Below are 13,530 nucleotides of genomic sequence, written 5' to 3'. Positions count from 1 at the left end.
AGTTTTTGGAAGGAGAGAAATGAACTTGGTGGCTTTGGCATTGAGAACAGAGAGGTACAAAAGACAGGAGTCACTATAAAAAGAGTAAAAGTAATTTTTTCTAACGGACAGGAGGAGTTAGTATGACAATAAACGATAAGCATTACAATGATATTAGTGAGAAGGTTTATTGGCTAGATCCCAAATATCCCCGCTACAATGAGGGATACAAAAAGAACTCTGTTAAAGAATTTGCTGGTATGGAATTCCAAATCCTAAAAATCAAAGACTCATTGGACGGCATGCAGGCGATGGCTGTAGCGCCAATCAAGAACGGTAAAGTGGATATTTCTCAAGTAGTGATTGCTTTTGCAGGAACGAACTTAAGTGATTGGAAAGATTTGGAAACGGATGCAAGGAGTATCATGAATCTCTATGGGAATAGACCAGGAGCAAGTTTTTCTGAAAAAGCAACAACAAACAAGATTTTATCCGTTAGTGGATTGAAAACAGCGGGGCAAATCAATTCAGCGATTGCATTTGCTAATGAAGTAAAAAAGGAATATGGAGAAGCTGCTATTTCTACTACCGGCCATTCATTAGGTGGATTCTTAGCATTATATGTAGCAGCAGAGAAACAATGGAAAAATGTCGGCTTCAACGGGCCGGACCCGTTTGATCTCTTATCACCAGAAGCAAAAAAATGGGTGGAAGAAAATCCCGGTATGCTCACCAATTACCGAAATCACGCCGATTTTATCGGTAATTTTGGTGGTAATGGCACAGGTGCTGAAGTTCGGATAAGTATGGAAACAGAATTCTTGAATCTGCTTGCTTCCCACAGTTTAACCTCTTGGAAGTTTGATGAAAATGGAAAGCTGATTATTCCTGAAAATGAAAACAATGTTGAAGCTCGAAAACAACAGAAAGAAAACCAAGCGACCCAGTTGTTTTCCTATCAGTTGCAAGAACTGAACAACATACGCAAAAAACTACGATTAAGTGGCGGCCGGCTGACAGTTAAAGAACAAATTTACTTAGATGACACACAAGCTAGGTTAGTAGTGGGAAAGTTATCGGCAAAAATGAAAAGCGCTATGGAAGAAGTTATCCGCATCAATCAAAGAGGAATTTTTGAGCTAGAGAAAAAATGGCTAGAAGGCTTGCGACAAGCACGTTTTGTCGCCCCTTCGTTGACTGAACAGGAAATCATAGAAGCATTAGCTAGTGTGGGCGCTACAAAAGAAAACTTAGTCGATTCTGCGAAAGAAGTCTATCTGCTGCGAATCAATAAGGCAAGACGTATGGGGGAGGCCTTTGATATATTGGCGAAGGAGATCCAAGACAAAATCAATGAAATCGTGGCACGAGATCGAGAATTAGCACAGCAATTCAATTAAAGGAGAAGTAGATGAAACTAGAAGAATTGGAAAGAGATTATCGAAGTGAACGAAGACAATTAGAAGCTCAAGAAGATGAATTGATCCACTTTAAGAATCAAGGATTACGATTGATGGAGCAAGAGGAGCAGCGACTGCATCATGTATTAAAGAACTTAGCTTTAGATAATGAGCCTCTGTTTCAAGCAAGACGAAGTTATTCGAATTATCAGGAGCATTATCAACAAGCCCTACAAGTAGAACGACGAAAACTCTATCAGCAGCAAGACGAACTAGAACGTTCCTATCGTCAAAAAATCAGACAAATAACTATGGAGAAATCATCTTATGAATGAATTTTTAATGCAATTACTAAAAGAATTAGAGAAAAATCTACATCGATCAAATGTACGTTCAGTTGGGATGGGGGTATCTCAGCAAATTTGGGCAGAAAAACGATTGACAGATCAAAACCACCAAATGACTGCAGAAGAAGCTGCTCAAGAATTTTCTAACCGACATTCACACTTGAAAGAATCAGTAAAAGGACAATTTGCAGAAAAACTAACCGAATTATTCCAAAGACAAGAAAAGGAATTAAAACAGTTTCGTTAGTAAAGTTATATAGAAAAATTTTGTGAAAATGGCTTTTCACATTTTTGTATAAATTTGACTTATTATTGTAGATGTAAGCTTTTGAACACCATTTATTCGGAAAAAGGGAGCTGCGACAAGATTTTTGTCGCAGCTCCCATTATTTCTGATTAATCTATTAGATCAATCATCTTTATCGTCTGATTCTTTGGTCTCTGGATTCGCTCTAGCATAAGCTGAAGCGGTGTTCCAGTAATCTGTATAGTTTTCATCAGTACCGCCAACGCCGAATTTAAAGGCGCTTTTCTTCGGACCATTTTTCGCCCAAAGTGATTCAACTGTTTTTCCTGGCGTTTGGATAGATTTTTTATTGACAGTAACTTTTCCAGCTGTTTGTCCTGTAAACCCAGATACTTTTTTCTTCATCACATCAGATGATAAGTCAAATTTCTCATCAGTGCCGAAAATCTCAGGGTTTGCTTGGTAAGCTTGATTGATTAGATTGGCAAGATAATTAGCCGAACGTATCCTTGCTTGGCTGTCCATTCCAGTATTGTCATCGTGTCCTGCCCAGCTACTGATAGTGATAGATGGAGTTGAGACGATCAGCCATGAATCTCGGTATTCATTGGTAGAACCAGTTTTTCCGACCCAATCTGCTTTTCCTAGGTTTCCGTTTAAGCTTGAGATGACATCTTTGAATGGTGTAGTGATTTTTTCATTGATCACACTACGCATCATGTCATTCATGATCGATGCCGTTGCTTCGGAATAAATACGGACAGAATTACTTTCATGTTTATAAATCACATTACCTGCATTATCTGTGATGGAATCAATGATATAGCCTTCTTCATAGACTCCACCATTTGCTAAGGCCTGGAATCCATTTGTCTGTTGAAGCGTCGTTACATCTACTGTCCCTAAAGGAGCAGATTCAACGCCCCAATTACCATTCGCTGGGTAGTTCATCTTCGCCAAGTAGTGCTCGTAAGCATATTGTTTCGATCCACCGGAATTCAATACGTCTTGGTATAAGTGATAAGCTGGAATATTGTTGGACCATTCCAGTGACTCACGGACGGTTTGGAAGGTGTTCGACCCTTCATTGGTCGCATTGACGATTTTCTCACCAGCATTTTCTCCTTCTTGCCAAGTCGTTGCATAATCTGATACACGGGATTCTGATCCGACAAGTCCCATATCGATTGCAGGACCGTAAACAAGAACCGGTTTGATGGATGAACCAGCTTGACGTTCTGTATCAAAGGCGTGGTTATTTTGATTCTGGTTGTAATTACGGCCACCCACGAATCCATAGATACGTCCGGTTCTGTTATCCATCAATACATTTCCAGTCTCCACTTGGCTCCCAGCACCATCATCTAACATGTAGCCATAATTTTCTACGCCGGTTTGCAATGCAGCATAGATGTCTTTATCGATTGTCGAATGAATCGTATATCCTTTGTTTTGGATCGTTTGCTGTGCTTTTTGATAATAAGCTTCACTGACCGATGAATCTGACATATCAGCATTATCTTTTTCTGCCAATTGTTGTGCAATAATCCTTGTTGCTTCGTTCATCACGGTATAATACAAGAATTCTCTGTCAGTCTGTTCCGCGATTTGTTGTGGGAGAAAGTCTTTTGTAAGATCATAGGCTTTCGCTTCTTCGTATTGTTCTTTCGTAATTTGTCCTTCACGGTACATACTGAATAAAACAAAATCTTTTCTGGCAAGACCGGCAGAAAGATCTTCTTTTAGCGCGCCTGTATTCGTGTATGGACTATACGTGATAGGGCTTTGAGGCAAACCAGCGATATAAGCAGCTTGTGGCAGAGTCACATCTTTTGCATCTACACCAAAGATTCCTCTAGCAGCTTCTTGGACTCCAGAAATATTTTGCCCCTTATTGTTCCGACCAAATGGCGAGACATTCAAATACGTAGCAATGATCTCATCTTTTGAAAAGTGTTTTTCTACTTGTGCAGAAAGAACGATCTCGTTTGCTTTACGTTTGAATGTTGTTTCATCGGTTAGGATCTGCTGTTTGACTAATTGCTGTGTCAAAGTGGATCCTCCAGACGAGCCGATGCCAGTAGCTTCTGAAACTAATGCTCGTAAAACAGCTTTAGGGACATAACCTTGGTGTTTATCGAAGTATTCATCTTCTGTACTGATAATTGCGGTTTTCAATAAAGGCGAAATCTTATCAGATGAAATAGTCGTACGCATCAGATCTGTCTGGATTTTTGATATCTCTGTATTATCTGCATAAACGATCTTTGACGTTTCCGTAATGTTTCCTAGTTCTGTCTGCAGTTCTTTTTTAGTCGGCAATTGTGTATCTTCGACAAGATAGGCAAAGTAGCCAGCACCTATTCCGATACCTAGAGCTGCGAACAACAAAAGAAGAACAGTAATAAAAACAGTCAATGATTGAAAGACTCTAAAAATAATCTTAGGAACAAACCATTTTTCTTTTTTTCTTCTATTCTGTTTTTTTCGAGTATTTTTGCGTGGCAAAAGGGTCACCTCAACTAATGGTTTTATTTCGCTAATTATAGCAAATAATAGGACAAAAAAACAGACAAGGCTGTTTTTGACAGGAATTTCTTTTTCGAATGAGATAAAACATGAGAAAATGATCTTTTTTATGAAAGAGTTCTTAAGCTTTTCTTTAGAGAAAGTTTCAGTTACTATGGAGAACAGGGCAAAGAAAAACAAACCATTTTCTTTGTACATCATCTTACCAATATATAGGAATTGTTCGAAACAATTACCTTTCAAGGAGGAATCCATCCATGTTATTAGGCTCACACGTCAGCATGAGCGGAAAGAAAATGCTGTTAGGCGCGGCAGAAGAAGCAGCCAGTTACGGATCTTCGACCTTTATGATCTATACAGGTGCTCCTCAAAATACTAGAAGAAAAGCTATCGAAGAGATGAATATTGATGCCGGAAAAGCATTTATGACAGAAAACGGACTAACAAATATCGTCGTTCATGCACCTTATATCATTAATTTGGGAAATACGATCAAACCAGAAATGTTTCCATTTGCTGTACAATTCCTGAGAGAAGAGATTGTCCGTGCGGAAGCTTTAGGTGCTACTCAAATCACCCTTCACCCAGGCGCTCATGTAGGAGCAGGGGCAGAAGCTGGGATTGCTAGAATTATTGAGGGTTTGAATGAAGTTTTGACAAAAGAACAGACGGCACAGATTGCTTTGGAGACGATGGCAGGGAAAGGTACGGAAATCGGTCGAACATTTGAGGAACTAGCGCAAATCATCGATGGAGTAAAATTGAATGAAAAATTATCCGTTACTTTTGATACATGTCATACGAATGATGCCGGATATAATATAAAAGAAGATTTTTCAGGTGTAATGGAAGAGTTTGATAAGGTCATCGGATTAGATCGGCTTAAAGTACTCCATATCAATGATTCTAAAAATCCACAAGGTTCTCATAAAGATCGGCATGCCAATATCGGTTTTGGAACAATTGGATTTGACACATTGAACAAGATCGTCCATGATCCAATGTTTAACAGTATTTCGAAAATCTTAGAAACCCCATATGTCGGTAAAGATAAAAAGAAAGCTTATGCACCGTATGGAAAAGAAATTGCCATGTTCAAAGCGCAAGCATTCGATCCCGAAGTGTTCCCTGAGTTATTAGCAGAAGAAGTCACACTTTAAGTTTTCTATCTGACAGCAACAAAAAAGGATTGGGCAGTCTGCCTTGTCCTTTTTTGTTTAAGAAACAAAGGAGTGCTTTTTGCAGTCGTTTTCATCACGCTTCTTCTACCCCCTCTTTTTAAATTCAGACAAACAGGGTATACTGATAGAAAAGCAAAAAACGAAAAGATTCACAAGCAAGTAGCAAAACGTGATTGAAAGGACGAAAAGATGCTGAACACTTTAAAACCCTTGATCAACCAACTAAAAAAGAAACATACATACTTTATTCTTGGCATAGCCGTATTATTTACAATTATTCGTTTGTATTTATATAGTAAAGCAATCTATGGAACAGATATGTCGGCGACCTATGATGATCAGCTGCTGATTCACTATGCTCAAAATATTTTGGATGGTAAATGGCTAGGGGAGTATACGACTACGACACTTTCAAAAGGGATCTCCTACAGCTTGTTTTTAGTACTTGCACATAAACTGCATCTTTCTTATGCAGTTTTGTTCGGCATGTTCAGTATTCTTGCCAGTATATTGGTTGCACTAGCGTTTAAACCGATCGTGAAGAACAAGTATCTTCTTTTGAGTATCTATTTTTATTTTTTGTTTTCTCCGATTAGTTTTACACATGAATATTCCACTCGAACGTATCGTAATGCTCTCGTGATTCCGGCTGTTGAGATCATTATCGCTTGTTTACTAGCTATTTATTACCGTAAATATAGTTCCAGCAAAAAATTGCTGCCGTGGTTTTTAGGGCTAGCTGTTTCTTTTCCTTTCTTTTGGTTCATTCGCGAAGATTCCATCTGGCTTCTTCCTTTTACTGTAGTCGCGTTAGGCATCAGTTTCGTCCAGATCTTGCTAGGACAAGACTTTTCTTTCAAAGAAGCAAAGAAGTTAAAAGAACGACCATTTCTCCTTTCGAAACAAGAATGGCTGAAACTTTCATTGTTTTTACTCCCTCTAGTCGGTTTCTCCATCGTCTATCAGTGGATCGAATATAAAAACGAGACAACATATGGTATTGCGACCATCAATGACCGTTCGAGTGGCGAATTTGGACGTTTGATGAAACAGCTGATCCGAATAGATGACGAAACGAACTTAAATAAAGAAAACAGTGAGATATGGGTCTCGCATGCTGCATTAAATAAAGCATTAGACGCATCTCCTACATTTCATACTGTTTCTACTAGTATTGACGAATTGTATACGACTCATGCGTGGACCCAAGGTGGAAAAGTAAAAGAATTACCAGGAGATATCATTTTTTGGGCATTGCGAGATGTGGTAAGCGAATCTGGTTATTACCAAAACAATGCAAAAGAAACCAATGATTTTTGGAAAAAAGTCAATCAAGAATTAGAAGAAGCCTATCAAAAGGGAACTATCAAAAAGAAAAAAGAATTCTATCTGATGGGATCAGGGGATGGAAAAACGATGAATGATCTGCCAATCGTATTTGATTTTCTGAAATCAGGATATGCCTATGCATGGCGATACAAAGATTTCCATCAAGGGGGAAATTATAGTTTTGGGACACAAGAACAAGTCGAACAGGCACAAGAATTATTGAATCTTCCACTAATGGATAATTGGATCGATAGCAATGATCCGAGAACACCTGATTTCCAGTTGACAAAAACAGCAAAAGTCGCGAATGTCATGATAAAAATTTACCAAGTTCTGGCCATTCCCGTGCTGATTGCTTCAATAGCAGGGATATTACTTATGATACTAGGAACCATATTTGCAAAAGCTGATCGTGCCTATTATAGTTCCTCTTTGATTGTAGTCATCGGATTAATACTCACACAATTGGTTTTTCTTTTCGGTGTCTCGTGGTTTTGTTCTTATGCGCCAGAAAAAAAGGATTATTTTTTAAGTGTCTACACTGGCGCGGGCGTGCCATTAACGCAATTCATCGTAGTAACAAGCATGCTAGTTTTCAGTAAATTGAATCTGAAAAAAGCTTTATCTTCTAAATAAAAAGACCCTTGGTAGCTAGATTTTTAACCTAACTATCAAGGGTCTTTGTGTGAAAAAATCAGTTTCTATTCGATTTCTTCTATCGTTTCTTGCAAACGCTGTGCATATTTTTTGTTTCCTTTATATAAATCACCAATCGTCCATGCCAACAGGAGAAGGACAAGAACAATGATTACATAAGCGATTTGATCAGCCAATGCTAGTTGAGCTGAGGTGGCTTGCTCGCCGAAGAAACTTTCGATTTGACCTGGTAATCCTCGTAAGTTCAAGTAAGTCAGACTAATCACAGAGAACCAGCCAAGAAGTTTTACAACAAATGAATTTTTGAATCGGCTCCCCATCTCCGCTTGGCTATTGGTCATCATCAGTAAAGGAATCATCGAGAATGGTAATGCAAAAGCCAGAAAAACTTGGGATTCATTCATCAAGTTATTCAAAGCGGTATGTTCTTCGATTGTTCCTTTTGTACTTGTAAACAAAACACAAATCAATACAGGAATCACAGAGAGCAATCGTGTGACCAGTCTTCTTAGCCAAATCGGGATACGCATATGGATGAAGCCTTCCATGATGACTTGACCGGTCAACGTACCAGTAATAGTAGAGTTCTGGCCAGAAGCAAGAAGTGCTACAGCAAATAAAGTGGATAAGATACCAGATTTTGCTACAGCAATCAAGATACCATTGCTCATAGCTGATGGATCAGATAAAGCTTCATACAGACCAAAAAAGGAAGGATCTTGGACAGAACCGGTTTTGAATACAGCGACACCCATGATCAATAGTAGTGCATTGACTAGAAAAGCCATTGACAACTGGATATTAGAATCCCAAGTAGAAAAGCGTACCGCTTGTGCTACATCTTCTTCGTCTTGGTGATCAATCTTCCGAGTTTGAGAAACTGCTGAATGAAGATATAAGTTATGCGGCATGACTGTTGCACCAATAATCCCTAAAGCTCCAGTCAGCGGAGTTTCGCCGCCGATGACCGGTGAGTCTGAGAATGTATGACTGTTAGGGATGAAGCCGGCAAACAAACTGTGCCAATCAGGGTTAGATAAGCCAACTTGATAGACGAAAACGAATAAAATGACGAAAATCAAGCAGACAACCAAAGCTTCGATTTTACGAAACCCGACTTTTGTCAGCAATAAAAGGACGAAAACATCTAACACAGTGATAAATACGGCAATCACCAATGGAATATCAAAAAGTAAGTAGAGGGCGATGGCTGCACCAATGACTTCTGCGATGTCTGTTGCCATAATGGCTAATTCAGTCAAGATCCATAAAATGACACCCAATGTCTTACTTGTCCGAGCTCGGATTGCTTGGGCCAAATCCATTTGGGTCACGATTCCTAATTTTGCTGCCATATACTGTAAAAGCATAGCAATCAGACTAGACATCAAAATAACTGACATCAATAAATATTGGAAATTTTGTCCACCAGTGATCGAAGTGGACCAGTTACCTGGGTCCATATAACCAACTGCTACTAATGCACCAGGTCCAGAGTAAGCAAGAAGTGTTTTAAAAAAACTTTTTCCCTTTGGTACATCCACTGTTCCATTTGCTTCAGCTAAAGATAAACCATTTGTATGTTCAATAAGTCGATGCTTATGAAATTGTTTGTTGGATTGATTATTCAAGAAAAAACCACCTTTCCTATTTATCTACGATTACATTCTACACCTCAGAAAGAAAAAATTAAAGAAAAAGATTCGGTATGCCTAATTTTTTTTCGTGGCGTGTCTTGCTAGTTAATGAAAGAAATTTTGTTCTTCTCTAAAAAAACCACTATTTTTTGCATGAAACTAAAGAATACGCCTTTCTTTTTTCAATAAACTTTAGTAAAATAAATCATTGAGAGCAATTCGGAAATAGAAAGGAGAGATTTATATGGTATCAACAGGTATTGTCGTACTTATTGCTATTATTGCTTTGCTAATCGGCGCAGTAGGTGGCTTTTTCCTAGCGCGTAAATATATGAAAGACTATTTAGAAAAAAATCCTCCCGTTAATGAGGACATGTTGCGATCAATGATGATGTCAATGGGGCAAAAACCATCTGAGAAGAAAATTCGCCAGATGATGCAGCAAATGAAGAACCAAGGGAAAAAATAGGTTCTGACCCAAAGACTTTTTGCGGGCTGATTTTTTCAGTCCGTTTTTTATTTCGTAATTTGTTAGACTATTCAGACTATTCAGCAAAAAAGACAAGCACAGACAATCCTATGCTCTTGATAAAGACAAAGGAGGAGTAAAATGTCGATTTTTAGAAAATTAGGTTGGTTTTTTCGACAGGAAAAGAAACATTATTTAATTGGGATTTTCTCCCTATTCGCGGTGGCTTTGGTACAGTTAGTTCCTCCAAAAGTGATTGGGATCATCATTGATGAGATCGCAGATAAAAATTTATCAATAAAGATCATTTCTTGGTGGATCTTACTATTGATCATTGCAGCTTTCTTACAATATCTTTTTCGTTATATCTGGCGGACGAATATTTGGGGAAGTGCAGCTCGGTTGGAGAAAGAACTTCGGCAGCAGCTATTCAAACATTTTACAGAAATGGACAATCTCTTTTACCAAAAATATCGGACTGGAGATTTGATGGCTCATGCAACGAATGATTTAAATGCAATCCAGAATGTAGCAGGAGCTGGTATCTTGACCTTTGCAGATTCAGTGATTACGGGCGGAACAACGATCATTGCGATGATTTTGTTTATTGATTGGCGCTTAACACTGATTGCGCTGATTCCTCTGCCTTTGCTAGCCGTTACTTCACGAGTGCTGGGGTCAAAACTCCACGACGCTTTTCGTGATTCGCAAGAAGCTTTTTCTAGTATCAATGATAAGACACAAGAAAGTATCACTGGAATCAAAGTCATTAAAACATTTGGACAAGAAAAAGAAGATCTAGCGGATTTTGAAGAAAAGATTGAAGATGCAATTATTAAAAACAAACGAGTCAATTTTTTAGACTCCTTATTCGATCCATTCATTACCTTGATTATCGGTCTGTCTTATGTTGCAACAATTATTTTAGGTGGAAAGTATGTCTTGGAAGGCACGATCTCGATCGGGCAGATGGTCTCATTTATTAGCTATATCGGTATGCTTGTTTGGCCAATGTTTGCGATTGGTCGATTGTTCAACGTATTGGAAAGAGGAAATGCTTCTTATGATCGCGTCAATGAACTTTTGCATGAAAAGACGCATATCGTGGAACAACTGGGTGCAGTGCAGACCCCGGCAAAAGGCGAGCTGAATGTAGCTATTTCCTCTTTTAACTATCCGAAAGAAGAATCACCAGCATTAGAACAAATCAAATTTGCGATCCAAGAAGGAGAAACATTAGGTATTGTTGGGAAAACTGGTGCGGGAAAAACGACGATCATCAAATTACTGATGCGTGAATACGATGATTATCAAGGGAAAATCCAATTTGGCGGACGTTCGATCAAAGAATATTCATTGAATGCTTTATTAGGATCAATCGGCTATGTGCCTCAGGATCACTTCTTGTTTTCGATGACCATTCGAGATAATATCCGTTTTTCTAATCCAAAACTTTCAGAAGAAGAAGTAGAGCATGCGGCTTCTTTAGCATTTATCAACAATGAAATCAAGGAATTGCCAAAAGGTTATGATACCTTAGTTGGAGAACGTGGAGTCTCTTTATCTGGCGGACAGAAACAAAGGATTTCGATTGCTCGAGCATTGATCAAAAATCCTGAATTGCTGATCTTAGATGATGCACTTTCTGCAGTAGATGCCAAAACAGAAGAAGCTATCTTGCATAATTTAAAAGAAATAAGAAAAGAGAAAACAACCATCATTGCAGCTCACCGTTTAAGCAGCGTGATGCATGCAAAAGAAATCATTGTTGTCGATCAAGGGAAAATCATTGAACGAGGAACCCATCATGAGCTGCTTGCACTAGGCGGCTGGTATGAACGAATGTGGGAGAAACAGCAATTAGAAGCGAAGATAGAAGGAGGCGAGGCCTGATGGATGAAAATTATCAATCGGAATGGACAAAATCGATTCCACTTAAAGAACAGAAGAAGATCATCAAACGACTGATGAAGTTCGCCAAACCTTTTAGAAGAACGTTTATCGTTGCTATCTTATTTGCGTTTGCTCTGTCTGTGATCAATGTCCTATTGCCAAGGATCATCCAAACTTTTATGGATGATCATCTGGCTAAACAGTCGGCTACGACGCAAGTTATTTTGTTTTTTGCTGGTATGTACTTGTTTGGAGTCATAGTCAAAAGTATCATTTGGTTTTTCCAATGGTATTTGTATTCCATGGCTTCATTGAAGACCTATCAGTATGTTAGGGTAAGATTATTTGAAAAGCTGCATACACTAGGTATGCGTTATTTTGATCAGACACCGGCAGGATCGACCGTTTCTCGAGTGACGAATGACACAGAAACGCTATTTGAATTTTGGTATGTCTTTTTGATGGTATTGACTGGGATTTTTGCAGTCGTTTCTTCTTTCATTGCCATGTTTCAAATCAATGGAGAAATTGCCTTGTGGACTTTGGTGTTCTTACCGATTTTAGGAATCGTCATCTGGTATTACCAGAAATTCAGTTCTCGTATTTACCGGAATATGCGGGAAAAATTAAGTCAGCTGAACACGAAATTGAATGAATCGATTTCCGGCATGCGTATTATCCAACAGTTTCGCCAAGAAGCTCGTTTAGCTAAAGAATTTGAACAAGTGAACAACGAGTATTTAGACACGCGCTATGCGATGATCAAAACGAATTCGATTCTGTTAAGTCCGATCATCAATTTTCTATATGCATTGGCGATTGCGTTGGCGTTGACTTTGTTTGGGATCGATGCGTTGCATTCTCCCGTAGAAGTTGGACTGATATATGCATTTACGACCTATGTCCAGGGATTTTTTAATCCAATGTCTCAAATGATGGACTTTTTGAGCACCTTTACAGATGGAATGGTTGCCGGTAGTCGTATTTTGAAAATCATGGATACAGAAGAATATGCACCGCAACAAAATCCTGGAGCAGATCAAGCGATTACTTCAGGTAAGATCGAGTTTCGCAATGTAAGCTTTTCTTATGATGGAGAGCACAATGTATTGAACAATATCTCTTTTGTCGCTAATCCGGGAGAGACCGTTGCATTAGTGGGGCACACCGGAAGCGGAAAAAGCTCGATCATCAACGTATTGATGCGGTTTTACGAATTTTATGAAGGCCAGATCTTGATTGATGATCATGACATTCGAGAATATCCAATGGAAGAGTTACGTAAGAAAATGGGATTGGTCTTGCAAGATGCCTTCTTGTTTTATGGAGATATCGCAGGAAATATCCGGATGATGAATCCAGCTATCACAGACGAACAGATTCGCCATGCAGCTGAGTTTGTTCAAGCAAACAAGTTCATCGATGAATTACCAAAAGGATATCACTCAAAAGTGATCGAACACGGTGCCAGCTATTCTAGTGGACAACGACAGCTGATCACTTTTGCGCGAACAATCGTGACAGATCCTAAAATACTAGTATTGGATGAAGCAACAGCAAATATCGATACTGAAACCGAAGGATTGATCCAAGAAGGATTGGCAAAAATGCGACAAGGACGGACAACGATTGCGATTGCCCATCGGCTGTCCACGATTCGAGATGCAGAATTGATTTTAGTTTTAGACAAAGGTCATATAGTAGAGCGTGGGAATCATGAAACACTTCTAGCGCAAAATGGTTTGTATGCAGATATGTACAAACTGCAAAGCAGTGGTGTGTAAAAGAGGTTGTGACAGTGCTCCGTTCAGCTTTAGGTGATAAGAAAAAATTTGTAAAAAAGGTTTTCCAGATTTTTGCAT

General features: G+C 38.8%; 10 protein-coding genes. 8 read left to right on the top strand and 2 right to left on the bottom strand.

Annotated features, from left to right (window positions below):
• The first annotated feature begins 122 nt into the window (after window positions 1-122).
• Genes ESP02_RS05650 through ESP02_RS05640 form a run of 3 tightly spaced genes read left to right on the top strand, consistent with a single transcriptional unit; the run spans window position 123 to window position 1,973 of the window.
• Window positions 123-1,379: a hypothetical protein gene (locus ESP02_RS05650; protein ID WP_002400523.1), complete on the top strand. Its 1,257-nt coding sequence runs from the start codon at window positions 123-125 to the stop codon at window positions 1,377-1,379.
• An 11-nt stretch (window positions 1,380-1,390) separates the two neighbouring features.
• Window positions 1,391-1,714: a hypothetical protein gene (locus ESP02_RS05645; protein WP_002305582.1), complete on the top strand. Its 324-nt coding sequence runs from the start codon at window positions 1,391-1,393 to the stop codon at window positions 1,712-1,714.
• A complete protein-coding gene (locus tag ESP02_RS05640; RefSeq protein WP_002400522.1) occupies window positions 1,707-1,973 on the top strand; it encodes a hypothetical protein in 267 nt (88 codons plus the stop codon). Before ESP02_RS05645 ends, ESP02_RS05640 begins: the two co-directional genes overlap by 8 nt.
• Before the next feature lie 162 nt (window positions 1,974-2,135).
• Here the strand turns inward: ESP02_RS05640 and ESP02_RS05635 are convergent, their stop codons facing one another.
• The gene (locus ESP02_RS05635; protein WP_146926011.1) at window positions 2,136-4,481 is read right to left on the bottom strand and encodes a transglycosylase domain-containing protein; all 2,346 of its coding nucleotides are present in this window, start codon (window positions 4,479-4,481) and stop codon (window positions 2,136-2,138) included.
• Window positions 4,482-4,759: 278 nt separating this feature from the next.
• Between ESP02_RS05635 and ESP02_RS05630 the strand changes: the two genes are divergently transcribed.
• A complete protein-coding gene (locus tag ESP02_RS05630) occupies window positions 4,760-5,662 on the top strand; it encodes a deoxyribonuclease IV (protein WP_025478455.1) in 903 nt (300 codons plus the stop codon).
• 210 nt (window positions 5,663-5,872) lie between these two features.
• On the top strand, window positions 5,873-7,648 hold the full coding sequence (locus ESP02_RS05625) for a hypothetical protein (RefSeq protein ID WP_002400517.1): 1,776 nt from the start codon (window positions 5,873-5,875) through the stop codon (window positions 7,646-7,648).
• A gap of 65 nt (window positions 7,649-7,713) precedes the next feature.
• On the opposite strand, the gene ESP02_RS05620 is transcribed toward ESP02_RS05625, so the two are convergent.
• Window positions 7,714-9,300 (bottom strand): Nramp family divalent metal transporter, encoded by a 1,587-nt coding sequence (locus ESP02_RS05620; protein WP_146926008.1) that lies wholly within the window; start codon window positions 9,298-9,300, stop codon window positions 7,714-7,716.
• Window positions 9,301-9,550: 250 nt separating this feature from the next.
• Between ESP02_RS05620 and ESP02_RS05615 the strand changes: the two genes are divergently transcribed.
• The 3 genes from ESP02_RS05615 (at window position 9,551) to ESP02_RS05605 (ending at window position 13,452) form a co-directional block, all read left to right on the top strand.
• A complete protein-coding gene (locus tag ESP02_RS05615; protein ID WP_002291670.1) occupies window positions 9,551-9,775 on the top strand; it encodes a YneF family protein in 225 nt (74 codons plus the stop codon).
• Window positions 9,776-9,916: 141 nt separating this feature from the next.
• The gene (locus tag ESP02_RS05610) at window positions 9,917-11,668 is read left to right on the top strand and encodes an ABC transporter ATP-binding protein (protein ID WP_002325057.1); all 1,752 of its coding nucleotides are present in this window, start codon (window positions 9,917-9,919) and stop codon (window positions 11,666-11,668) included.
• Complete coding sequence (locus ESP02_RS05605; protein WP_002400515.1) at window positions 11,668-13,452, top strand: ABC transporter ATP-binding protein; 1,785 nt, start codon at window positions 11,668-11,670, stop codon at window positions 13,450-13,452. The genes ESP02_RS05610 and ESP02_RS05605 overlap by 1 nt, the downstream gene beginning before the upstream one ends.
• Window positions 13,453-13,530 lie beyond the last annotated feature (78 nt).

Origin of the sequence: Enterococcus sp. NBRC 3427, assembly GCF_007996925.1 — a bacterium.
In the GTDB taxonomy this organism is placed as follows: Bacteria; Bacillota; Bacilli; order Lactobacillales; family Enterococcaceae; genus Enterococcus_B; species Enterococcus_B lactis.
The sequence above is the reverse complement of the archived record's forward strand: the minus strand, read 5'-3'. Positions and strand labels throughout refer to the sequence as shown.